Raw genomic sequence first — 21,229 nt, forward strand, 5'->3', positions numbered from 1 at the left:
AGGAAGTTCCGGGAACGTGGCGAAAGCCACGGCATACTACGAAAGGCAGGGATGATGATAACAGAGGTAATGAAAATTTCAGAACCCCCCTATACTAACAGGGGGGTAACTCGTCAGAAAGAAGATTTGACAGCACTGATTGACTGGTGTCAGATTACTGTCAAAGGTGTAGACGTGTTCATAATCATAGAAGATATCTTGCGGATTCCACTGAGTTTTATGGAACTGCATGGTAAGGAAAAAGGAATTGCTGGACACGAACTGATAGCAAGATTTGACAATATCAAGATTCTGAAACCGACAGGAAATGCACAGTATGAGGGATTTCAGATTCTTATGAGTGGTTCGGGGTGCAGGAATTATGAAAATTTCCTTATGATGAATAAGGAAACATGGTTTGATTTTCTGGAAAGAGTTTGCAGATACCCGGTGAATTTTCCGAGGATAGACTTGGCAATCGACGATACAAAGCCTTATCTGTCTATCCCGGAATTGATTCGTCTGAAAAACGAGGGGCTGATATCTAGTCAGTTGCGTGATACAGCAGAGAATCGTTCTGATAGACTGAAAGAGGATGAAATAGAAGCGCAGGGAAAAACACTATATCTCGGCAGTAAACACAGTGATTTTCGGATTACATTCTATGAAAAGGGATATGAACAGGCAGAAAAGTTCGGAAAAGAACTCAACCCGGACTGGAACAGATATGAACTTCGATTCCGGCACAAAAAAGCGGTCAGATTAGTAGAAGAACTTCTGAAAGACAGGGATGTGGCACGGATTGCGTTGTCTGTATTAAACGAGAAAGTGCGGTTTTTACAGAAGCCGGAAAACAGCACGGTTACAAGAAAACGGCTTTATCCTACTTATCCCCCGTGGGAAGAACTCATGCAGGATGTAGGGAAGATAAAGTTGACCATGAATCCAGAGAAAAAGACACTGGAACGAACATGGCAGTGGCTGAACGTAGCAGTTTCGCCCTCTTTAAAGCTAATGGATAAAATCGGAAAACTGGATAACAGAGATTATATCCGCCAGCTAATAGAACGGGGGCAGATGAACGAAGAACAACAACGCATATATGAGGACTATAAAAAATCTTTCCTTTTGAGGGAAGAAGAAAGGAGAATCTTTGACAGAACATACACAGAAAACGATACAGACAAAGAAAGCCCTTACAGTGAATGAAGCGTCAGAGTATACGGGAATTGGAAGAAATAATCTGCGAAAGCTGATTACATGGCAGAAGATTCCGGTCATAAGGATTGGAAATAAGATTCTTATACGCTCTGAGGTTTTAGACCAGTTTTTGAAGAAAAACGAAGGGCATAATCTGAAAAATAAATATGAAGTAATTGCAGTATAAACACAAATAAGCATATAATACTGTCAGACCAGTTCTGATAGTCCTTGCACGGAAAGGAGCGTGCAGATTGGGCAAGGACTTAAAAGGAAATCCATTACCGCCGGGAATTATGCAGAGAAAAAGCGGAATTTACAGAGGGCGGTTTTATTACAAAGGAGAAACGTATACAAAAGATAATGCGGACTTAAAAAAGTTAGTTCAAGAAATGGAAGATTTACGCTATGAAGTCAAGCATGGGTTGAAAGGAAAGGGCGATAATATCACTCTGGATACATGGTTTGATATCTGGCTGAATACCCATAAGAAGCGGACTATCAAGGAGAGTACACAAGTACGTTATGATGATTTTTACAGACGTTACATAAAGAAGCAGATAGGAAAACAACGTGTGGCAGATTTTAATCCGATTATTTTGGAACGTCTGCTTCAGAATATGGCAGATGATGATTACAGCACAAAGACTATACGGGATGTGTATAATATTCTCAATGCTATGTTCAAATATGCAGTGCATAACAGGATTCTTACATTCAACCCATGTGCAGGAGTGGAAGTTCCCAAAACAAAGACAAAACAGATACGGGTACTGACTGTGAAAGAACAACGGGAAGTATTGGAACACGCAAAGGAGAGAATACACGAGAATCTCATACAGGTAGCACTCGGAACGGGAATGCGTGGCGGAGAACTGCTTGGGCTTACATGGGATGATGTAGATTTTCGGAAACGGGAAATTTCTGTAAATAAAACGTTGGTGTATATCAAAGATAAGGAAACAAAGAAGTATGTATTCAAGTACCAGACACCAAAGACAAAGAACAGTATACGGACGATTCCCATGCAGGACAGTGTGTATAAGGCTTTAAAACGTCAGTGGATTCAGTTGAAAGAAATGCAGTTGTCAGCTAGTGAATGGCAACCATTAGAGGGATTTGAAAATCTTGTGTTTGTTGGAAAGAACGGAAAACCGATTACAGAACACACCTTTCAAGTGACGTTAGACTGGATAGAAAAATCTATCAATAAGGAACGAAAAAAGCAGGCAGAGAAAAACAAGACAGTGTTTATACCGATTCCGCATTTTTATCCACATGCACTTCGTCATACTTTTGCAACGCGTTGTTTTGAAGCCGGGATTGACGCAAAGGTAGTACAAGGATTCCTCGGACATTATTCCATAGCAATCACACTGGATTTGTATACGCACGTCACAGATGATAAAGCAAAATCGGAAATGGATAAATTACAGAATTTGTATAAGGAAATCATATAATCAGAACAAGAATAAGAAAGAGAATAGAAAAGGTGCAACATTTCTTTAGAAAATTATTTGACCGAGATTTGACCGAAGCGGATTTTGCAACAAGTACAGAACAGCGAAAACCCGCTAACCACAAGGGCTAACGGGCTTCGTTGTTTTATAGTTATCTAAAGGAATGAGATTATGATACCTAATGAATTTTGTTATCCCAAACCTATAGATGATGATGAACATGAGCGATTTGATATTAGTCATATTCCGTTTTTTTATATTAGTGACATTCACTTAGCACATCGAGTTTGCAATAAATTTAAGGATAAGGCAACAAAAGAAGAAATACGCTCATATATAAAGTATTTAGCAAGAAGTATGGTTTCTTCCATTGGAACCAGGCCATATAATAGCTATTTGCTGATTGCAGGAGATACTTCATCTATTTTTGAGTTTGCCGCTATTTTTTATAACGAACTTATACAGTGGTGGAATCCAAATCAGATAGTGGTTGTGCCTGGTAATCACGAATTATGGGATCCTTGTATTGACATGGAAGATAATATAGAAATATATAGGAAATTTTTTGATGATTTAGGTATAATATTTTTACAAAATGATTTAATGTGTGTAGAAGATAGGAAAAAATGTGAGATATTCAGTGAAGTAGAAATATTGAAAATGAGTGAAGAAGAAATAAGGAGCAAGTCTCAATGTTGTTCGGTCATTATTTTGGGTGGAATAGGATTTAGTGGTTTAAATGAAAAATTCAATGCCTCAAATATTCGATATGGGAAAAGTTTTGATGAATTATCAAGAGAAGCAGCTTTGAGGAAAGATATACAAGAGGCAATTCGTTTTAATACGATATACACCAAAATATTAAAAAGCTTAGACAAAAGCAGAGTTATTGTCCTTACACACGTCAAAAAAGGAGACTGGAATACTGAACCACATAATCCGTATTGGATATATTTGAATGGGCACAATCACCAAAACTTTTATGAAGTGAGCGATAGAAGAACTATATATGCTGATAACCAAATTGGATATAGAACAAAGAATATTGGGTTAAAATATTTCTATTGTGATAATAATTATGATATATTTGCTTATTATCAAGACGGAATACATGAAATAACACGGGAGCAGTATATTGATTTTAACAGAGGGAAATTGGTTTCCATGTCATTTAAAAGGGAAGATGGAACAATTTATATGCTAAAAAGAAATAGTATATATTTATTTTTGATATACTGTGAATACTCCAAACGTTCAAGAGGAAAATCACTATATCTTATGAATGGTGGAAAGTTGGGGAGATTAGGACGAAATAGGATAGAGGATTTAGCTTATTATTATGATAACCTCAAAAAATATGTGGAAAATGTAAATCAACTACTATACAGGTACGTGGGAGGTCAACAGAGAATTTCCGAATTTATCAAACATCTTGGCGGTTCTGGAAAGATACATGGTTGCATTGTTGATGTAGAAAGACCTAATGAATTAGAAGGATTTTCATATTGTCATTTGTTTGTTAATCCGATAGATGGGAAAGTGACACCATATTTTGCTTATGATGTAAAATCAAGAATTGTATACAAAGATTTTAAGGCTTTACTGCAAGCACATGATAGTTGCAAGTTAATGGCTAATAATTATTTGAGGCTTGAAAAAGAATCTGTGCATAATTTACCGACTATTCAGTATTCGGGGCAGATGGAAGAATGGGAAAATGAAGATTCCATGTATGATGAGGGAGGTTATCTATATAAAATTTCTCGAATTATAAAAAGTTTACAGTATTGTGCGGAGAAAAATATTGTACGTCTTTGGAATGAAGAATTACTCAATTACGATTTTGTAAATAGGATTAAACAATCGAACAAAATTGACGAAATTGTAGATGACAGACTAATGATTGATGAAAAGAGTATTTAATGGTAATGTTACGTTTTAGACATTCTGAAATGCTTGTTTTGTAAGGAATTTCAAACGCTGTGGGAGAGGGTGTGATACTTTATACCTATATCCTCGAAAACGGGCTTCTATTGCGTAACATTTCAAAAATGTATTGTCAATCTGCGAAGATTTGCTATAATAAAGGCGTGGCAACATTTTGGCAACAGAAAATCAGCAAGCCAGAATAAATGATGTAATCGAAGTAAAAATCGGTGTGTATTTGCATAAAAATTAAACAAATACAGTTAATAACAACGAGGGACACGCCGAGTTTGAGTAATAAAAATTTTCTGGAATCCCTTATAAACAGGGCATTTCAGGGCAGATAAAGTTCTATTTGATAACAAAATGATAACACGAGAGATTTTGGCATTATTTATCCGGAATCTTGTGGTTATCAGGTAATATGTGTGAAACCAACAAAAAGGTCTTACTGAATTGAGTGAAATCAATTTGGTAAGGCCTTTTTTCGTTGGTTTTTATTTGTAGTTTTTTGGATAATTATACCGCCACTGGTCATATTCTTCCTGAGTGATTTCTCCGGATTTCAGTTTTTCTGCCTGCTCCTGCCATGCATGGAACATATCAAACATAGAAAGGTAGGTGGTTCCTTTGGATTTGTCCAGCCGGCGGCAGAGTTCTCCGTCAATCTCACCAATATGAAGTCCGTAAAGGTCTTCTAATGTAAATAAGGTATGCATAAGTCCTACATAGCTGTCAATATCCGGGACAGCCAGTGCATGCGGAGAGACATCAAAAATATCAGCCAGTGCATTCAGATAGTTTTCTTTTGGACTGCGGGCACCTCAGCAGAGAACGAAGGATTGGCCGTACAAATCGCAGAATCCAGAGAAGATATACAGCTTTTGAAGGAAAGTAAAGAACAGGCGGTCAGAGATAAAAAAGCAGCAGAAAAGCGTGCAGAAACAGCAGAAAAACAATTAAAAAGCCTGGAAGAACGCAGGGAACAGTTACAGCCGATTATGGATAATGTGAGTAAGGAAATAAAAGAATATGGAACAGTTAAAATGTTGTTACCGGAAGCTGGTACGTTGGAACGGGCAGCGACCTACCGGGACAAAAAAATCAAACCGCTGTTTCTTCAGATAAAAAATAAGGTTGCGGCAATGGCTGTGCAGGTTAAAGAACTTACAAAAGAGGTGGAAAATTGGAAGAGTATATATGTGAGTCGAAAGGGTAGTCGAAAGGCTGCTCTTTACAAAGATGAAAATAAAAATTGCTGAAAAGGTATGAGTTTTGTAGTGTAAAACTCTTTTGACATTGTGTTTTCCGTTAAGTAAAATATCTTTGATAGACAGATAATGAAAAAATGATTATTCTTGGCTCAGATCAAGAGAACAAATTACTTGCGAAGGGAGGAAATTATATGGAGCTGAGTATACAGATAAAAAAATACCGAACAGAGCTTCATCTATCACAGGAGGAATTGGCAGAAAAGGTATATGTAACAAGACAGACAATTTCTAATTGGGAAAACGAAAAGAGTTATCCTGATATTCATAGCTTGTTACTTCTTAGTTCATTGTTTAATGTGTCTCTCGATCAATTAATTAAAGGAGATATAGAGAAAATGAAAGAAATTATTAGCGAGCAAGAAATTAAAAAGTTTAATTATTATGGTTCCATCTATACAGTTCATTTGGCCGTGTTGATTATATCGGCAGTACCTTTGTTTATGTGGCTCGGAAGGTATGCGTATATTCCGTTTGGGATTTTATTTATTATTACAATATACTGGGCGTTAAAGGTTGAAAAACTAAAAAAGAAAAATGATATACAAACCTATAAGGAAATTGTTGCATTTACGGAGGGAAAAAAATTGGATGAACTTCATAAGGCAGTTGAAGTGGGAAAACGTCCTTATCAAAATATATTAAAGGTTATTATCAGTGCGGGTGTTACAGCGATGATTTGCTTCTTAATTGGAGTACTGATGCACGTATTCTTGAATTAATTAAATTTAAGTATATTTTGATTTGTAGAATTATAAAATAGAGCATTTTTCTCGCAGATTTTAACCGGTAGTTAAGAAATCGAAGCCATAATTAAACGAAGGCTCAATTGTAAACACATATTAGAAATACTATAATGAGAATATAAACAGGAGGTAGGAACAATGCAAATTGGTGAGAAGATAAAAAACTATCGGAAAACTGCGGGATTAACGCAAGAACAGGTGGCGGATTATTTGGACGTTTCTACTCCTGCGGTAAATAAATGGGAAAAAGGAAACACATATCCAGATATATCATTACTTCCGGCAATTGCTCGATTATTAAAAATTGATATGAATGAACTATTTTCATTTCGTGAAGAATTGACAGAAAAAGAGATTGGACAATTTGTGAATGAGCTTTCGGAAGTTTCATTGGATAGCTTTATAAAAGCTTTTGAGATGGGAAAAAATAAAATAAAGGAATATCCTCATTGTGATTCGTTGATTTATTCAATTGCTACTGTTTTAAATGCGGCGTTAACTTTATCCGATGTCGATGATGAGAAAAAGTTGGAATGCAATAATGTGATTGTTGAATGGCTGGAACGAACTGCTGAAAGTCCGAATGAAAAGGTAAGGATTTCCAGTATTTTTATGCTTGCAGCGAAATATATACAAATGGAAAAATATAAAGAAGCAAATATCTTTTTGGATAAAATTCCAGATACTGTGATAGATGCCACAATTATGAAAACGAATGTACTAGCACACCAGGAAGGGACAGATATTGCAGCGTTCTTTTTAGAGGGAAAACTGATGCAGACAGTTACGAATATACAAAACTATCTGTATAAGTTGATAGAAATGGAAGAAGAAACCGGAAATCATTGTAAAGCAGAGGAGATTGCCGAAATCACAGAACATATGGTATCATTATTTGGTCTGTGGGATTACGGTAAAGTAGTACCATATCTATTGATTGCCGTGTATCGAAAGGATGTAGAAAAATGTATTCAGTTGATAAAAGAAGTGCTGATGGAGTCACAGAAGCCATGGAAGATGGTGGAATCACCTTTATATTACAGATATGTGGATACAGTACAGGGAAAGTCTTTTTCAGGCGTTGGAAATAATTTTGTTCATGCATTAGCTACAGAAATTGAAAATAAAGAAGAGTATGAATTTTTGAAAGGAAATAAAGAAATGGAGGCGATTTTTTCTCAATATTTGAAATAGATTGTGATAAAAATATATAGAAATGATAAAATAAAAGCTGTAAAAATATACGTTGAATTTTACAGCTTTTTGTGTATAATAGAAGTAGCAGAAACAATTTAAAATCAAAGGAAGGAGCTGAAAGAATATGGCAAATATTTTACCAGTATCTGATTTGAGAAATTATAATGAAGTCCTGAAAAAATGTCATAAAGGAGAACCAGTATATCTGACTAAGAATGGCAGAGGACGTTTCGTTGTCATGGATATTGAAGATTATGAGCGTGACCGTGCAGAGAAAAAGCTTCTCTTGAAGCTGCAGGAAGCTGAAGAAGCAGTGAAAGATGGCGAAGGTTGGCTGGATCTGGACGAACTGAAAGCACTTGTGGGGGAATAAGATGTTAAAATTGCGGATCAATCCGATTGTTGCAAAGGATTTGAAAAACATCCGAGATTATATTGCTGAAGATAACGAAGAATATGCAGCAAAGACCATAAAGGAAATTTACGGTAAATTTGAAAACCTTCAGATGTTTCCTGAAATGGGGTCGGATCTCTCCAAACGGGTCAGCTTTCGGACAGATTATAAATATGCGATATGGGAAGATTATGTTATTATCTACAAGGTCGGTAACGAATATGTAGAGATTTATCGTGTAGTTAACCGATATCAGGATATCACGAGAATCTTTGATTGATAACAGAGATGTGATAACAAATTGATAACACCGTTCAGTACAGTCTGTGGACTTTGGACAGTGGAACACATATAAAACCAGATAGAACCATAATCCCTATACAAAAGTGTATAGTGATAAGATTTTATTTGCGAGTTTGAATAACGGACTAAAATGCCGAAAGCCTGTATTTATGCGGGTTTCCGGCATTTGTTTTATCAAATGGCTCTGGTTTGGCTCTATTTGTGGGGAGAGTAATGACTTTCATAAATCAATATATTGCGTTGTTAGGTTGATTAGGAGAAAAGATGACAGATAATGAAAAGAGATTTATAAAAAGTATATTTTCGGGAGACAGTAGTGGTCATGACTATTATCATACGATACGAGTATATAAACTGGCTACTAAAATCGCAAAACAGGAAAATGCAGATGTTAAAACAGTGCGGTTGGCGGCTCTGTTACATGATGTGGACGATATTAAGCTTTCTCCGGACACTTATGCTACCAAGAAAAATGCAGTTGATTTTATGACAATTAACAAAATAGATGGTAAAAGGATAGAGGCGGTATGCAAAATTATAGATGAAGTTTCATTTGCAGGAGCTGATTCAGTCGTACCTGATACCATAGAAGGAAAATGTGTGCAGGATGCAGACAGACTTGATGCTATAGGAGCTATTGGAATTGCCAGAACACTTGCATATGGTGGTAGTAGGGGAAGAAAGATTTATGATCCGGAAATAAAACCTAAAATGGGAATGAACAAAGAAGAGTATCGGAATAATCAAGATTCTACAAGCATCAATCATTTCTATGAAAAGTTGCTCTTGTTAAAAGACATGATGAATACGACTGAGGGAAAGAAACTGGCAGAACATAGACAGGTTGTAATGCAGGAATTTCTGAATGAGTTTATGCTGGAATGGGAAGGGAAAATGTGATGGAAGTAAAATTTTATGATACAGTTAATGATGAACTATTAAAATTTGCAGTAATTATCTCACAAAGTAATGGCAAGTGGGTTTTCTGCAAACATAAAGAAAGAGATACATATGAAGTGCCGGGAGGGCATAGAGAAGCTGGAGAGGATATTTTTGAAACAGCTAAAAGGGAGTTGCAGGAAGAGACTGAAGCTATCAAATTTGAGATAAAACCAATATGTGTATATTCGGTGACAGGTAAGACTAGAGTAAATGATACAGGTGAAGAAACATTTGGACTGCTTTGTTTTGCAGAGATAACAGAGTTTGCGAAAGAATTACATAGCGAAATGGAGAAAGTTGTGCTTATGGATGAGTTGCCTGAGAACTGGACATATCCGTTGATACAGCCGAAATTGATAGAGAAGTATTTACAGGTAAAAAATAATTCTATAATTGGAACAACAGTAACTGTCACAGTCGATAGACCATTAGGAAGTTATCATCCTGAATATAAGGATATGTATTATCCAATAAATTATGGTTACATTGAAGGAGTTATGGCACCAGATGGAGAAGAGCAGGACGCTTATATATTAGGTGTAAATGAACCAGTAAAGAAGTTTACAGGTAAAATTATTGCCATTGTTCGGAGAAAAGATGATATAGAAGAAAAGTGGGTAGTTGTGCCAGACGGAGTAACTTTTTCAAAGGAAGAAATCAGGAGACAGATTCATTTTCAGGAACAATATTTCGACAGTGAAATTGTGATGTAATATTAAGGAGATTGCTATGTCATTAGGATTAAAAAGAGGAATAGTGCAGCTTGAACCACATGATAAACAGTGGGATGAGGCTGCCATTCAAACAATCAAAATACTTAAATCTATATTAGGAGATGATGCTATTGATATACAGCATATTGGAAGTACAGCAATACCGGCAATTAAAGCAAAACCGATTATTGATATTGTCGTTGGGGTAACTGATTTTGATAAAGTAATGTTACATAATGAGCAATTACGACAAGTGGGAATATTTTATCGTGGTTCAGATGTGGAACGTCAGTTTCTTTATGTAATGGGCGATATGGAAAATGATACAAGAACGCACCATATTCATATTGTGAAATGGAACGGAACTGAGTGGAAAAATTATATTCATTTCAGAGATTATCTAAATGATAATGAGAATATGGCTTTGCAGTATCAGAAGGTAAAGGAAGAACTGGAAAGTAAGTATGCAGATGATAGAGTAGCATACACTAATGGAAAGCAAGATATGATAGACCTTATTCTTGATAACCAATAATTTTTTCCCTTGCAGAGGCATTAGTTCTTATGTTAGGATACTATCTAAGGAAAGTACCCATGACAGGGCGTTAAGCGTCCGGGGGACGCTTGTTTAGCGCCGACCGGAGCGGAGCGTAGAGGTAGCCTCCCGAGTTTTATGATACCGGGCAACCGGAATACATAGGAAGGGAGGTGGCGCCGATGACAGCTTATGAGATCATTTCGATTTTCATTGGGATATTAGCATTGTTGATGTCCTTTGGTAGCTTGATTGTAGCGTTGCTTGCCTTTCTCGATAAGAGAAACAAGCGAAAATAAAAATGCCTATCCTGTCTGATCCACAGGATAGGCGGTGTCCTTAAGGACATTCATTAACCTAAACTCGGAGCATCCACCTTTGGAGTGGGTGCTTTCTGTTTAATTAGATATTATCATCTTATGTCTAATAATTCAAGAGGTTTCACTAATTTGGAAAAATTTTTACAGTAAGGCGGTCAGTGTCTTTTTTGACAACCATGAGAGTATGAAACCTTTTCTGTAAAATAATGTTTATAAGGTTCTTCTATGATACAATAAATATCATTAGGAGGGCCTTTTATTATGGCAAGATAAAAGAAACCTGTACATCGTATACAAATGACAGAAGGAAAACGAAACATCATCCATACTTATAAGACATGGATCGCCTAAGAGCGGCTACTGGGAGATTATAGAAAATTAGCGGGATGATAGAAAATGAAGGTTAAATTAGAAGATGATGGCGAAGATAATTCAGAACTTATTGAAGAAATAGAAGATTCATTTATAGAAGAGTATATTCCATTACCAGGACAGTATGAAATCAATGAGTCCAGGATTATTGATTTAGCTAATGCACAGGATATATGGGAAGATAAGATTTTACCTCTTACTGCAAAAGAACATGATATTTTACTGGATTGCTATCGGACTAAGCTTAGGTATAGTTATTGGGTTTCTAATAGATGATATTGGTCTTGGAATGTGTCTGGGGGTTATGATGGGTGTTAGCATCGGCCCTGCAATTGATGTGCTGAGAAAAAATAAGAAATCAGAGGAGCAAGAGGATAATGATGAGAAAGAATAATGTGCTTCGCAAATATATAGCGTCACTTCTATTATTTTTGTTATTTGAGACAGTGGCAATCACGTTGTGGAAGGCTAAAGGAAACTTGTTCTATCTGTTGAATTTCAGCTACATTGGAGGATGCCTTGCGTTGGGAACAGCACTTTTTACTGCAGGAAAACGCTATGCCCGACATTTTCTTGGTGTTTTTGAGGCGGCAACAATCCACTAAGCAGTCGCGAAGATATTCGGTCCACTGTTTTTCAATCCTGCGTGTTCACTGCGATGAAAGCAAATGTGTTCATTGTGGAAAATGTCTGTGTGTCTGCCCAATGAATGTGGAGGTCAATAAGGAATCCCGCAAACGAAAGAGAGGAACGGAGTGCATACTCTGTTATGAATGTACGAAGGTCTGTCCGACCAAAGCATTGCATTAAAAAATGGAGTTGGAGATATAGCTGCAATGGCAAAGTCGAGTTTTGTACATACACCAAAAATAAAAGATATAATTTGGAATGTAGATTATGATATACTGCAAACAAGATATAGTGCAAAATGTAACAGGAAGGAGTACGCACAGTGTCAGAGAAAAAGAAATTTACAGTATACGTCGGAAGTGTAGTACTATGCGTAGGTGTGGCAGTTCTGCTTCATTATGTGTCCTTTACCAATCCTTATCTGCAATCTATTTGTCACCTTTTAAGGCCTTTTATTTATATAGGACTTTATCTGGTATGGGCGATTTCTTTTCAAAAGAGAATTATCCAAAAGGAACCCCGTCGTTGTTTAATAATGGTTGCAGTGATGATGGTTTTTTGGATGCTCGTTCGTATGTGTAAATTTGAAATACCGTATGAGATGCCGACAGCACTGCGCTACGCCTGGTATCTTTATTATATTCCTATGCTGTTACTCCCTACGGTCAGTCTTTATCTGGCATTTTATATACGGCAGCCGGAGAATTATAAATTACCGGAAAGACGGTGTCTGCTGTTTTTTCCGGCATTGTTTCTGATAGGGATTGTATTAACGAATGATCTGCACCAGTTAGTTTTTACTTTCCCGGAGGGAAGACTGGGGGAAGCAGCTTCCTATGAAGTAGGAGTCTATGGATATGGAGCAATGTATTATGCTATAGTCGCCTGGGATCTTGGATGTCTGCTGGCAGCACTCTTGATTATTCTATTAAGGTGTAGAAAAATTAAAAACAGGAAAATGCTTTGGATGCCTTTTGGTGCTTATGGTCTGTCGGTTGTCTATGGCATCGCCTATTATCTGAATCTGCCCTTCTGGAAAATATTTTCGAGCGATATGACAGCTGCATTATGCCTTCTGTTTGCTTTGATCATTGAAAGTTGCATCCAGTGCGGATTGATTCCTTCCAATACAGGATACGCACAATTATTTGCAGCATCTACAATTTCAGCACAGATTACAGATCAGAGTGGAAAATGCATTTATCAATCTCAGGATTCGGAATGTATTGCACCGGAAATCGTAAGGCAGGTAGTTCAATGTCCGATCATGTTAGAAAATGGGATCAGGCTGTCGGGAAAACCAATTTTGGGAGGCTATGTGTTGTGGAAGGAAAACCTGTCAGAATTACAGGAAATCGTAAGAGAGCTTGAAGATCGGAAGGAAGAATTAAAAGATGCGAATCTGATTGAGGAAGAAAATCTGAGAACAAAAAGAGAAGTAGAAAAACTTTCTGTGAAGAATCAGCTGTATGATAAAATACAGAAACAGACGGCAAGGCAGAGTAAACTTTTGACGGAATTCATTGAAGCATATTCTATGGAAGAAGATGAGAACAAAAGGGAAAAAATATTAGGGAAGATAGTTGTGATCGGAGCCTATATAAAAAGGCGTAGTAATCTTATTTTTATTGCGGAGCAGACAGTAAAATTTCCGATAAGAGAGTTGGAGTTATGTTTCAGGGAAACGATAAAGAATCTGGAATGGAATCATGTTGAGGCAGGTTTTTCCACCGCGTTAGAAGAAATACGAAGTGAAGATGCTATGCAGATTTATGATTTTTTTGAAGCAGTCATAGAGGAATCTTTGGAAGATCTGTCGGCATTTAATGTAAATCTGAAACGCATAGAGGCGCGGATCATCATGTCTATGAGTGTGGAATGCAAAACAGATCTGCAGGAAATTGCAAGACGATATGGAGCTTATGCGGAGCAGGATTTTGACGGATCATGGCTGCTTTCTCTGATTCTGGGAGGAGGTAGCGGCAAATGATAAAAACATTTGAAAACTGTTCACCGGAGTATCAGATTACGATTGTTTGTTTTTTTATTTTTTTGACTTTGCTGTGTATGATTCTGGTTATTTATGAAGGAACAGGAAAAAGACAAAGAAAGATGTTGCTGCTGGACAGTGTATTGCTTATAGTTATTTTCCTTATAACAGCTGTCTTGTGTGTGTGGCAACGGGCGTTTTACGAAGAAGATTCCATGATATTATTTAAAATACCGTATGTGATTTTAATTGTTATAGGAATTGGTGTTTTTTTATATGTGGGATTGAAGATTTTTGGAATTTATAAGTACCGCAAGAGCTGCCTGAGGGAAAATGCAGTTCAGGAAAGTCTGGACAATTTGCCGAGTGGAATTGTTTTTTTTGATGGGAACGGAATGCCTAAACTGATGAATCGAAAAATGTATCAAATTTGCCAGAATCTGGCGGGAAGAGATATACAGAATATTACAGAACTGGAGGAAGCACTGGGACATCCTCTGAAAGAGAATGTATTTTATGATGTTGATTTGAAAGTATATTGCTTAGCCGATGGAAGTGTGTGGAAATTTTCAGAGAAAGAGATTATTACGACAGCCGGAGATCATTTTTTTCAAGTTCTTGCTTCTGAAGTGTCGGAATTATATCGGAACAAAGTGTCGCTGAAGGAAGAAAATCAGAAACTTCAGGAAATGTCTGTGGCTATGAAAGAACTTTCTAAGAATGTAATAACGCTGACCAGAGAAGAAGAAATGTTATCTATGAAAATGAGAGTGCATGATAATCTGGGATATAGCGTCCTGGCGGCACAGCGGATGTTGCTGCGCGAATCGGAAGCAGACCGGGATGTTTTCCTTTCGCAATGGAAGCAGACATTAGACTTGCTGAATAAAGATAACGAGTCCGTGAAAGGCGAACAACTGCACAGGCAGGTGCAGGAAAGAGCGGAGATTTTGGGTGTGAAAATCATTTATACAGGAGAACAAGTCTGGGAATCTCATATTTTCGAACTGATGGATATAATACTTTTGGAGGCACTTTCCAACTGTGTCCGCCATGCAGGGGCAAGCGAACTGTATGTAAAATGCAGTAGTGGGGAACAAGAATGGATTATGGTGATTACAGATAATGGACAAACAACGGAGAAGGATGTCAAAGAAGGAGGAGGATTATCCGGTATACGAAAAAGGGTGGAGCAATATGGAGGTACATTGAGAATTTGTGCGGAGTCAAAATTTTCAATAATCGTTAAGATACCAAAGGAGGTGCGGAGATGATACGGGTACTAATCGTGGAAGACCAGCGTATGGCTCGGGAAGATATGGAAAATTATATTCAGTCCAGTGGGAGATATTGTCTGGCGGCTTCTATCACAAACGCAGCTATGGCAGAAACCGTATGCAGACAGAGCAGGTGTGAACTTGTCTTGATGGATGTCTGTACGGAGAATGATGAGAGTGGTCTTGTGGCAGCGGAGAAGATTAAAAAGACAATGCCCCAGATAAAAGTAATTATCGTGACTTCTTTAGTAGAGTGCAGTTTTATTGACAGGGCGCGCAAAGCGGGAGTAGAAAGTTTTTGGTATAAAGATGCCGGTAAAGAAGAACTGTTGGAGGTTATGGATCGTACGATGAAAGGGGAGAACGTGTATCCGGATGCTCCGCCGGTTGTGATGATCGGAACGGCGAAAAGCTGTGATTTTACACCGGGAGAATTAGCAGTTCTGCGATTAGTGGTGGAAGGAGAATCCTATAAAAAAATTGCAGAGAGCTTGTGTATATCACCGGAAACTGTAAAATGGCATATCAAAAATATGTTGCAGAAAACGAATTTTGATTCCAAAACGAAATTGGCGGTAGCTGTTACAAAGAAAAATCTGATTATAAATGGATTTTAAAAATAGCATTTTACTACCCATATGGGGAGTGCTTAAGACTCTGAAAACCGATATCATATACTATGTGAAAGTGTCTCAATCCGATGGTTCTTTTCTTCGTTGAGATGTCAGATTGTTTATAAGACACTGTCTGGAAAGGAGATAAATAATATGAGATATATTATGAGAAGAAGCTGCCTGTTCTTGGTAATGATTGCGGTTATAGTTTTTACAGGGTGTGGGCAGAAGAAAAAAGAAGATCCGGTAACCGTTACATTGTGGCATGTATATGGCGGACAGACAGAATCGCCATTAAACGATCTGATTGATGAATTTAATGAAACGATTGGAAAAGAGGAAAATATCCGAGTACAGGTTGGCAGTGTTACAAATACGAATACGATACATGAAAATGTACTGGCATCCGCATTTGGAGATCCGGGAGCCTCTAAACTGCCGGATATGTTTGTTTCCTATCCTAAAACAGTTCTGGCGATGCCGGATGATACGGAACTTGTAGATTATTATGATTATTTTACAGAAGAAGAACTGAACGAATTCATTCCGGCTTTTTTGGAAGAAGGTGTCATTCATGAAAGACTTTCCATTTTGCCGGTAGCAAAATCAACGGAAGTTATGTTTATCAATAAAACAGCATTTGATCGTTTCGCGAAAGAAACAGGAGCGAAGATGGAAGATTTAAAAACATGGGAAGGACTCTTCGCAATGGCAGAACAATATGCTGCATGGACAGATAACCAGACGCCGGACATTCCTGATGATGGAAAGAATTTTTTCGTTCATGATTATCATTTTAACTATTTTCAGGTAGGTGTAGAATCTCTGGGTGAAAATTTCTTTAAGGGAGAAAATCTGGCTTTCGGACCGGAATTTCAAACAGTATGGGAACCTTATGCAAAAGCGGCACTGTCCGGAGGAGTATGGCTTCGCAGCGGTTATGCAACGGAACCTTTGCGAACGGGAGATTCGATTGTATCGGTGGCTTCGTCAGCCAGCGTGTTGTATTATTCAGACGAAGTTACGTATGCGGATAATACATCGGAAAAAGTAGAGATTGTTTCCATGCCATGTCCCGTATTTGCCAGGGGAGAAACGATGGTCATGCAGCGGGGGGCCGGTATTTGTACGGTAAAATCTACACCGGAAAAAGAAAAAGCCTGTATTACGTTTCTTAAATGGCTGACGGAGGCCCAAAAGAATGTGGAATTTGTGACCAGTCTTGGATATATGCCGGTAAAGCAGGAAGCTTTCGATGTTTACCTTCCGGAGGCGATCGAGAAGTTAAGTGATCCGATGTATGTATCCCTGTATCAGGCTTTTTTAAAGACGCAGGAGAACTATACATTTTATACTGCTCCGAAATTGGATTCCTATCTGGATCTGGAAACAAAGTTTGAAGAACTTATCAGGCAAACCCTGTCAGTAAAGCGGTTGGAGTGGCAGGAACATCCGGAAGATATGGATAAACTTGTTTCAGAGACATTAGAGGATTTCAAAGCAGCATACACACAATAATGTCTGCCGGATCGGCAAAAAGAGGTGGCTGACATATGGGAGAAAAGAAAATAAATTTTTGGAAGATTATAAAAGGAATAAAGAGACAAAGCATCCGTATGCAGCAAAGACTGATTGTTTATTGGTGCGTGGTGATTTTAACACTTTTTTTAGTGACAGTTCTATTACTCAGTATTTTGGGAGTCCTTCCGGGAATGGATTTTAAAGTACGGGAAATGTTGTCTGCCCAGCAGAAAAATACGTTGTCAACTATGACAGAGCAGACTGATATTATGATGGCGAGAAGTATTTCTTTATCGGAAGATATTACAAAAGAATTGAACCAATGCCTGACAGACAATGGAAAGACATTTTCAAATTTGAATGATAATCCTCAGCTGATCATGGATTTAGAGGCTGCGCTGTATCCCTCCTTAAAATCTGCATTGGATGTGAAATATTGCAGTGGAGTTTTTGTTGTATTGGATGCAACGGTAAATACGAAGACGGAATATGCAGATACATCACGCATGGGAATCTACCTGCGCCTGTCTGATTTAAAGGCAGTAAATACAAGCAAACAGCACGTAGCTTTTTTCAGGGGAAATGCTGATATTGCAAGAGCAGAGCAGGTACAGCTCCATAACCGTTGGAATTTAGAATTTGATACGTCCGCATTGTCGGGGTATGAACAGATTATGCAGTTTGATGGAAACCGGCTGGTAGAGAGCTGCCTGTGGACAGACCGGCTGGAGCTGAGTGATACATGGGAGGATGTGCAGCTTTTATATGTCCCGGTTTTAGACAGTACCGGAAAAGTACGCGGTTTGTGCGGTATGGAGATGAGTAATCTGTATTTCAGGCTGTCTTATCCTATGGTGGAAGGTTCCTGTGGGAATATAGTGACAGTACTGGCTCCTGTGGACAAAAAAGGAAACATCTATCTGGATAAGGCGATGTTCGGAGATACAAAAGAAACGTATCTTTCACCATCAGGAACGATGACAGTGAAGAAAGGAAAATATTATAATACATATTCTACCGCTTTCGGGAATTATATAGGCAGGCATGAATTGCTTGGATTGAAGAGTTGTAATGGTATGCCGCTTGCGGTACTGACATTAATATCAGAAGCGAATTATGAAAAATTAACAGCGGACAATCGAAGGGACTGGATCATCGGTACGTTGTTGTTCCTGATTTTATTATTGGTTGTTTCTGTCGGTATGTCCCATCGTTTTGTGAAGCCGATTCTTCGGAGTTTAAAAGCACTGCAGGAGGATACGCTGACGGACGAAAACTTATCAGGCATTTCAGAAGTGGATGCACTGGTTGATTTTATGCAGAAAAAAAGGAATACGGAGAAACTGGAAAATGGAGGCATTCCTCCGAATATAGAAGAAATGCTCAAGGCGTTTGCTTTGCGCGTGGAAACTCTGACTCCGTCAGAGAGGATGGTTCTTCAGTATTATGTTGATGGATACACGATACAGGAGATTGCTTCTTTGCTTTATATCAGTATTGGAACAGCGAGAAAGCATAATACAAATATGAATCGAAAACTGGGGATAACTGTCAGAGAGGAATTAATGCTGTATATTGAGTTATTTCGAAAATGTAATCAGTTAGATAAGCTGACATATAGCAGAACTGAGTAAACGAAAAAGAGTCTTTACAGCAATGTCATTAAGTTAAGATGACCAATCAAGATCTTAGCATCAGAAATGATGCTAGGGTCTTTTTTTTGTTTGCCGATAGATCTCTTTTATATTTTCACAAAAAGATATTGCGTATATATAGCGGAGAGATAAGGATAAAACGCTATATATAGTATACTAATCGTTCGTATTTTGGTGAATAAGCATAATATACGAATGGCGACCATAGTATTTGCTTTCTGAATCTGCTACGCTTTTATTACGAAATGGTGGCCGCCCGATCAGAGAAAAAAATAAAGGCAATGGGTAAGGAGGGAGAACAGAGAATAGGATGGTGATAGAGCAAAGAGGTTAACAAGGAGGTTAAAAATGTGGAATATATTACGAAAAAGGATTTAATAGATTGTTCTACGCCGGATGAGTTTTGCTTTTCACTATGCTGCATGGAATGTAAAACAGTATGGAAAAGTACACCAATTCGTTTTTCCAGAGCGGGGAAAAAACCGGAAAATGAAAATCGGAAGATTATTTATGATACACTTTATGAACGGGAAAAGAATTTAGCATTTCAAAAAGCATTGAATCAGGCGAAAGAGATCTTTAATATTTGTCCGATATGTAAGCGTCTTGTATGTGACCATTGCTTTTTAATCTGTGATGATCTGGATATGTGTGTGCAATGTGCTACAAAGCTTAATGAAAAAGGTACTGTTGTAGGATGAAAACAAAAAAGAAAAATGAAAAAGAAAGGAGAACTTTGTTATGAAAAAATATGAGATTTTAGGAGGAAATTTACCAGTTGTTGTATGTGAATTATCAGCAGGAGAATCTATGATCACAGAAAGCGGAAGTATGAGCTGGATGAGCCCGAACATGAAAATGGAGACGATTTCCGGAGGCGGAATGAAGAAAATGTTCGGCAGACTGATGTCTGGTGATTCTGCGTTTCAAAACAGATATACCGCAGAAGGTGCAGACGGAATGATTGCATTTGCATCAAGTTTTCCGGGAGCGATCAAAGCATTGGAGATTAGCAACGGTCACTCCATGATCGTGCAGAAGAGTGCATTCCTTGCTTCAGAAGAAGGCGTAGAACTGTCCATGCATTTTCAGAAAAAATTAGGGAAAGGCATATTTGGAGGAGAAGGTTTCATTATGCAGAGATTGAGCGGAAATGGAACCGCGTTTGTAGAAATTGATGGATATGCAGTGGAGTATGATTTGAGTGCAGGACAGGAAATTTTGATCAGTACGGGGTACTTAGCGGCAATGGAAGAAACCTGCACTATGGATGTTGTAGCTGTAAAAGGAGTAAAAAATATGCTGATTGGAGGAGAAGGCATTTTTAATACCGTTGTGAAAGGACCGGGAAAGGTGATCTTGCAGACAATGCCAATCAGTAAGGTGGCAGAATTGCTGACTCCTTTTTTTGCAGATAAGAAGTAATTGAAAGGGGAGAAGATTATGAGAAAGAAGTTGAATTTGTTATTTGGACTGGTGCTTATTATCAGTATGATAGCGCTGATTGGTTGTGGAGGCTCCGGAAAAACAGGAGAGAAGAACCCGTATGAAGGAAAATGGGTAGCGGTGTCCGCTCAGATGATGGGAATGTCTGTCAGTATAGATGAAACTTTCGGAGGTGCTTTTGAATTTGAAGTAAAAAACAACGGAAAAGTTTCCTTTTCAGTTGGAGACACTACCGGGAATGGAAAATGGTCTGTCGAAGATAATCAGTTTATCTTGAGCATCGAAGGAGAAGAGATGGTGGGAATCATCGGAAAAGATATTATTTCTTTTGATAATATGCTCGAGATGGGAGTAAAGGTGATTTTTGCAAAGGATGGAACGGATGCAATGGATCCGGCACTCTATCTGACAGAGGAGGAAAATGCAGTCATAGGTGAGTGGGCTGCAGAAAGCGTGGAAGAACTTTTAGGAGACGGACCTCAGACTTCTATGGAAGGAGTAGACAACATCAATGATGCACTGCGTCTTGATTTCAAAAGTGACCGTAATGTAACAGTTATTTATAAAGGGGAGGAGATTGGGACTTTCCCATGGTCAGTTGCACTGGGATATTGTTCGATTGAATCAGAAAATCCATCTCTTACAGTGATGATAAATGACGATGGTACTTTGAAAGTAGACTACAGTGATGATGATGACTACTACACATTCCACTGTGTAAAAAGTGACAGTGAATAA

General features: G+C 37.9%; 24 protein-coding genes and 1 pseudogene. 24 read left to right on the plus strand and 1 reads right to left on the minus strand.

What is annotated here, in order from left to right; all coding sequences use genetic code 11:
- Positions 1-51: 51 nt before the first annotated feature.
- The 4 genes from PG418_RS08345 to PG418_RS08360 all read left to right on the plus strand — a co-directional run bounded on the left by PG418_RS08345 (position 52) and on the right by PG418_RS08360 (position 4,562).
- Positions 52-1,188 carry a replication initiation factor domain-containing protein gene (locus PG418_RS08345; RefSeq protein ID WP_022431989.1) on the plus strand — a complete coding sequence of 379 codons (1,137 nt, stop codon included), beginning with the start codon at positions 52-54 and terminating at the stop codon, positions 1,186-1,188.
- Positions 1,181-1,366, plus strand: a complete 186-nt coding sequence (locus PG418_RS08350; protein WP_004844108.1) for a helix-turn-helix domain-containing protein — start codon at positions 1,181-1,183, stop codon at positions 1,364-1,366. Before PG418_RS08345 ends, PG418_RS08350 begins: the two co-directional genes overlap by 8 nt.
- 67 nt (positions 1,367-1,433) lie before the next feature.
- Positions 1,434-2,639: a tyrosine-type recombinase/integrase gene (locus PG418_RS08355; RefSeq protein ID WP_009244191.1), complete on the plus strand. Its 1,206-nt coding sequence runs from the start codon at positions 1,434-1,436 to the stop codon at positions 2,637-2,639.
- Positions 2,640-2,810: 171 nt separating this feature from the next.
- A complete protein-coding gene (locus tag PG418_RS08360; protein ID WP_195250622.1) occupies positions 2,811-4,562 on the plus strand; it encodes a metallophosphoesterase in 1,752 nt (583 codons plus the stop codon).
- Positions 4,563-5,062: 500 nt separating this feature from the next.
- Here the strand turns inward: PG418_RS08360 and PG418_RS08365 are convergent.
- Positions 5,063-5,386: pseudogene (locus PG418_RS08365) on the minus strand (helix-turn-helix domain-containing protein); the annotation flags it as partial.
- Positions 5,387-5,407: 21 nt separating this feature from the next.
- Between PG418_RS08365 and PG418_RS08370 the strand changes: the two are divergent.
- The 20 genes from PG418_RS08370 to PG418_RS08465 all read left to right on the plus strand — a co-directional run bounded on the left by PG418_RS08370 (position 5,408) and on the right by PG418_RS08465 (position 21,229).
- A complete protein-coding gene (locus tag PG418_RS08370; RefSeq protein WP_242859489.1) occupies positions 5,408-5,827 on the plus strand; it encodes a hypothetical protein in 420 nt (139 codons plus the stop codon).
- 143 nt (positions 5,828-5,970) lie between these two features.
- A complete protein-coding gene (locus tag PG418_RS08375; RefSeq protein WP_055248371.1) occupies positions 5,971-6,558 on the plus strand; it encodes a helix-turn-helix transcriptional regulator in 588 nt (195 codons plus the stop codon).
- 162 nt (positions 6,559-6,720) lie between these two features.
- The gene (locus PG418_RS08380; RefSeq protein WP_055248369.1) at positions 6,721-7,776 is read left to right on the plus strand and encodes a helix-turn-helix domain-containing protein; all 1,056 of its coding nucleotides are present in this window, start codon (positions 6,721-6,723) and stop codon (positions 7,774-7,776) included.
- Between the two features lie 127 nt (positions 7,777-7,903).
- Positions 7,904-8,152, plus strand: coding sequence for a type II toxin-antitoxin system prevent-host-death family antitoxin (locus tag PG418_RS08385; RefSeq protein WP_055248367.1), 249 nt, complete (start codon positions 7,904-7,906; stop codon positions 8,150-8,152).
- Between the two features lies 1 nt (position 8,153).
- Positions 8,154-8,453, plus strand: a complete 300-nt coding sequence (locus tag PG418_RS08390; protein WP_055248365.1) for a type II toxin-antitoxin system RelE/ParE family toxin — start codon at positions 8,154-8,156, stop codon at positions 8,451-8,453.
- A 287-nt stretch (positions 8,454-8,740) separates the two neighbouring features.
- The gene (locus PG418_RS08395; RefSeq protein ID WP_055248363.1) at positions 8,741-9,376 is read left to right on the plus strand and encodes an HD domain-containing protein; all 636 of its coding nucleotides are present in this window, start codon (positions 8,741-8,743) and stop codon (positions 9,374-9,376) included.
- On the plus strand, positions 9,376-10,131 hold the full coding sequence (locus tag PG418_RS08400) for an NUDIX domain-containing protein (RefSeq protein ID WP_498837301.1): 756 nt from the start codon (positions 9,376-9,378) through the stop codon (positions 10,129-10,131). Before PG418_RS08395 ends, PG418_RS08400 begins: the two co-directional genes overlap by 1 nt.
- Before the next feature lie 16 nt (positions 10,132-10,147).
- Complete coding sequence (locus tag PG418_RS08405) at positions 10,148-10,666, plus strand: GrpB family protein (RefSeq protein WP_055156133.1); 519 nt, start codon at positions 10,148-10,150, stop codon at positions 10,664-10,666.
- Between the two features lie 182 nt (positions 10,667-10,848).
- A complete protein-coding gene (locus PG418_RS08410) occupies positions 10,849-10,965 on the plus strand; it encodes a putative holin-like toxin (RefSeq protein WP_022085598.1) in 117 nt (38 codons plus the stop codon).
- 417 nt (positions 10,966-11,382) lie between these two features.
- Entirely contained in the window at positions 11,383-11,634 is a 252-nt protein-coding gene (locus PG418_RS08415) for a hypothetical protein (protein WP_008373762.1), read from the plus strand.
- A gap of 101 nt (positions 11,635-11,735) precedes the next feature.
- On the plus strand, positions 11,736-11,963 hold the full coding sequence (locus tag PG418_RS08420; protein ID WP_330378273.1) for a hypothetical protein: 228 nt from the start codon (positions 11,736-11,738) through the stop codon (positions 11,961-11,963).
- A gap of 100 nt (positions 11,964-12,063) precedes the next feature.
- On the plus strand, positions 12,064-12,168 hold the full coding sequence (locus PG418_RS08425) for a 4Fe-4S binding protein (RefSeq protein WP_416387131.1): 105 nt from the start codon (positions 12,064-12,066) through the stop codon (positions 12,166-12,168).
- 220 nt (positions 12,169-12,388) lie between these two features.
- Positions 12,389-13,978 (plus strand): histidine kinase N-terminal 7TM domain-containing protein, encoded by a 1,590-nt coding sequence (locus PG418_RS08430; protein ID WP_498837302.1) that lies wholly within the window; start codon positions 12,389-12,391, stop codon positions 13,976-13,978.
- Complete coding sequence (locus PG418_RS08435) at positions 13,975-15,252, plus strand: sensor histidine kinase (RefSeq protein ID WP_498837284.1); 1,278 nt, start codon at positions 13,975-13,977, stop codon at positions 15,250-15,252. The genes PG418_RS08430 and PG418_RS08435 overlap by 4 nt, the downstream gene beginning before the upstream one ends.
- Positions 15,249-15,872: a response regulator transcription factor gene (locus tag PG418_RS08440; RefSeq protein ID WP_055248353.1), complete on the plus strand. Its 624-nt coding sequence runs from the start codon at positions 15,249-15,251 to the stop codon at positions 15,870-15,872. The genes PG418_RS08435 and PG418_RS08440 overlap by 4 nt, the downstream gene beginning before the upstream one ends.
- Positions 15,873-16,022: 150 nt before the next feature.
- A complete protein-coding gene (locus PG418_RS08445) occupies positions 16,023-17,387 on the plus strand; it encodes an extracellular solute-binding protein (RefSeq protein WP_330376258.1) in 1,365 nt (454 codons plus the stop codon).
- Between the two features lie 194 nt (positions 17,388-17,581).
- Positions 17,582-19,024 carry a helix-turn-helix transcriptional regulator gene (locus PG418_RS08450; RefSeq protein ID WP_195412686.1) on the plus strand — a complete coding sequence of 481 codons (1,443 nt, stop codon included), beginning with the start codon at positions 17,582-17,584 and terminating at the stop codon, positions 19,022-19,024.
- A 371-nt stretch (positions 19,025-19,395) separates the two neighbouring features.
- A complete protein-coding gene (locus PG418_RS08455; protein ID WP_055156125.1) occupies positions 19,396-19,746 on the plus strand; it encodes a hypothetical protein in 351 nt (116 codons plus the stop codon).
- A 40-nt stretch (positions 19,747-19,786) separates the two neighbouring features.
- On the plus strand, positions 19,787-20,470 hold the full coding sequence (locus PG418_RS08460) for a TIGR00266 family protein (protein ID WP_055248349.1): 684 nt from the start codon (positions 19,787-19,789) through the stop codon (positions 20,468-20,470).
- 18 nt (positions 20,471-20,488) lie between these two features.
- Positions 20,489-21,229 carry a hypothetical protein gene (locus PG418_RS08465; RefSeq protein WP_044999162.1) on the plus strand — a complete coding sequence of 247 codons (741 nt, stop codon included), beginning with the start codon at positions 20,489-20,491 and terminating at the stop codon, positions 21,227-21,229.

This window comes from Bariatricus sp. TF06-38A, assembly GCF_027690675.1.
GTDB classification, from domain to species: Bacteria; Bacillota; Clostridia; order Lachnospirales; family Lachnospiraceae; genus Allocoprococcus; species Allocoprococcus comes.

Coding starts and splice junctions, on each gene's coding strand:
- PG418_RS08345 (WP_022431989.1), top strand. CDS start 52: ATGATGATAACAGAGGTAATGAAAATTTCAGAACCCCCCTATACTAAC.
- PG418_RS08360 (WP_195250622.1), top strand. CDS start 2,811: ATGATACCTAATGAATTTTGTTATCCCAAACCTATAGATGATGATGAA.
- PG418_RS08375 (WP_055248371.1), top strand. CDS start 5,971: ATGGAGCTGAGTATACAGATAAAAAAATACCGAACAGAGCTTCATCTA.
- PG418_RS08380 (WP_055248369.1), top strand. CDS start 6,721: ATGCAAATTGGTGAGAAGATAAAAAACTATCGGAAAACTGCGGGATTA.
- PG418_RS08385 (WP_055248367.1), top strand. CDS start 7,904: ATGGCAAATATTTTACCAGTATCTGATTTGAGAAATTATAATGAAGTC.
- PG418_RS08390 (WP_055248365.1), top strand. CDS start 8,154: ATGTTAAAATTGCGGATCAATCCGATTGTTGCAAAGGATTTGAAAAAC.
- PG418_RS08395 (WP_055248363.1), top strand. CDS start 8,741: ATGACAGATAATGAAAAGAGATTTATAAAAAGTATATTTTCGGGAGAC.
- PG418_RS08400 (WP_498837301.1), top strand. CDS start 9,376: ATGGAAGTAAAATTTTATGATACAGTTAATGATGAACTATTAAAATTT.
- PG418_RS08405 (WP_055156133.1), top strand. CDS start 10,148: ATGTCATTAGGATTAAAAAGAGGAATAGTGCAGCTTGAACCACATGAT.
- PG418_RS08410 (WP_022085598.1), top strand. CDS start 10,849: ATGACAGCTTATGAGATCATTTCGATTTTCATTGGGATATTAGCATTG.
- PG418_RS08415 (WP_008373762.1), top strand. CDS start 11,383: ATGAAGGTTAAATTAGAAGATGATGGCGAAGATAATTCAGAACTTATT.
- PG418_RS08420 (WP_330378273.1), top strand. CDS start 11,736: ATGATGAGAAAGAATAATGTGCTTCGCAAATATATAGCGTCACTTCTA.
- PG418_RS08425 (WP_416387131.1), top strand. CDS start 12,064: ATGAATGTGGAGGTCAATAAGGAATCCCGCAAACGAAAGAGAGGAACG.
- PG418_RS08435 (WP_498837284.1), top strand. CDS start 13,975: ATGATAAAAACATTTGAAAACTGTTCACCGGAGTATCAGATTACGATT.
- PG418_RS08440 (WP_055248353.1), top strand. CDS start 15,249: ATGATACGGGTACTAATCGTGGAAGACCAGCGTATGGCTCGGGAAGAT.
- PG418_RS08445 (WP_330376258.1), top strand. CDS start 16,023: ATGAGATATATTATGAGAAGAAGCTGCCTGTTCTTGGTAATGATTGCG.
- PG418_RS08450 (WP_195412686.1), top strand. CDS start 17,582: ATGGATTTTAAAGTACGGGAAATGTTGTCTGCCCAGCAGAAAAATACG.
- PG418_RS08460 (WP_055248349.1), top strand. CDS start 19,787: ATGAAAAAATATGAGATTTTAGGAGGAAATTTACCAGTTGTTGTATGT.
- PG418_RS08465 (WP_044999162.1), top strand. CDS start 20,489: ATGAGAAAGAAGTTGAATTTGTTATTTGGACTGGTGCTTATTATCAGT.